The following is a 1,959-nucleotide window of genomic DNA, read 5'->3' on the forward strand; positions in this document are numbered from 1 at the left end:
TGAACGCAAAATAGGCAACGAACGCATATCAGAAATAAGTCGGTTGTAACCAAATGACGTGCCTCGCTCACAAAGCATAACATTCGGATTACCACTGTAAACAACCTTTTTTAAAACATTCTCCATGTCCCACGGCGCTAAAAACTGACCTTTTTTAATGTTAATAACACATTCTGTTTTAGCGGCTGCTACCAAAAGATCTGTTTGACGACATAAAAAAGCCGGTATTTGTAAAATATCAACTGTAGAAGAAACAATTGTACATTGCTCTTCTGTATGCACATCAGTTAATATGGGACAATCAAACTCTTTTTTTAAATCAGAAAAAATAGCCATTGCTTTTTCAAGACCAATGCCGCGTGCCGCACTCAAAGAGGTTCTGTTGGCTTTATCGTAACTTGATTTATAAACAAACCTGATACCAAGCTGATCGGTAATTGTTTTAATACGACCAGCCATTTCAAAAGCATGATCTCGACTTTCCATCTGACACGGACCCGCAATTAATGAAAGAGGCATTTCATTTGAAAAAATCATATTTCCAACTTTCACACGGGCATTTGGTTTAGTCATTTTATCCCTCAAAAGCAAAGTAACCAAATTTATGCATTAAACTAATCGACTTTGTTCTACAGCGGCTTCAATAAAAGAAGAAAAAAGCGGATGTGGATCAAAAGGACGAGATTTTAATTCTGGATGATATTGAACACCAATAAACCATGGATGATCTACATATTCTATCGTTTCTGGTAAAATACCATCAGGAGACATCCCAGAAAAAATCAAACCACACTGTTCTAACTTATCCTTATAATCAATATTGACCTCATAACGATGACGATGTCGCTCGACAATCTTGGTCATCCCATAAATTTGAGCAATATGACTCTCTTCCCTTAATTCAGCAGCAAAAGCACCAAGGCGCATTGAACCGCCGAGATCACCATTTCTTGTACGTTTTTCAAGAACGTCTCCTTTAAGCCATTCTGTCATTAAACCTACAATTGGATTGTCTGTTTCGCAAAATTCACTTGATGAAGCATTCTCAATCTGTGCAATATTGCGTGCAGCTTCTATACAAGCTAATTGCATTCCAAAACAAATTCCTAAAAATGGAACTTTACGCTCTCGTGCAAATTGAATTGCTCGAATCTTCCCTTCAGACCCTCGTGCCCCAAAAGCACCTGGAACCAAAATTCCATGGGCTTTTTGTAAAGCTGAAACAGAATCTTCTTTTTCAAAAAGTTCCGAATCAATCCACTCAATATTAACCTTCACTTTATTCGCTAAACCACCATGCGCAATCGCTTCGATAAGGGATTTATAAGCATCCTTTAAGCCCGTATATTTTCCTACAACAGCAATCGTAACTTCTCCTTCAGGATGGTGAATGCGATGCGTAATATCTTCCCAACGATCCATCTTGGGGGAAGGAGCCGAATCGATTCCAAAAGCGCAAAGAACTTCAGAGTCCAAACCCTCCTTATGGTATGCCATAGGAACATCATAAATTGTTGGCATATCTAATGCCTGAATGACTGCATTGGAGCGAACATTGCAAAAAAGTGATAATTTGCATCGTTCTGTTTCTGGAATAGATCGATCTGCACGTACAAGCAAAATATCAGGAGAAATACCAACTGCTTGCAATTCTTTGACAGAATGTTGTGTTGGTTTCGTTTTTAATTCACCTGCCGAAGGAATATAAGGCATTAAGGTGAGATGGACATAAACGACATTTTGTCTCGGTAGCTCATTGCGAAGCTGACGAATCGCTTCTAGAAAAGGCATTGCTTCAATATCACCAACCGTTCCACCTATCTCACACAAAACAAAATCAAACTCTTCATTTCCCATCGTAATGAATCTCTTAATTTCATCTGTAACATGAGGAATAACTTGGACTGTTGCCCCCAAATAATCACCACGCCGCTCTCGTTCAATGATATTGCGATAAAT

General features: G+C 38.6%; 2 protein-coding genes. Both read right to left on the minus strand.

Features of this window, described 5'->3' with window-relative positions:
* On the minus strand, window positions 1-573 hold a 573-nt coding region (gene kdsA, locus ACFIO3_RS12285; RefSeq protein ID WP_375704539.1), incomplete at its 3' end, for a 3-deoxy-8-phosphooctulonate synthase.
* 36 nt (window positions 574-609) lie between these two features.
* Window positions 610-1,959 (minus strand): CTP synthase (locus ACFIO3_RS12290; protein WP_375704540.1); only part of this gene is annotated, 1,350 nt, incomplete at its 5' end.

Source organism: Bartonella sp. AD328YNZD (assembly GCF_042196425.1).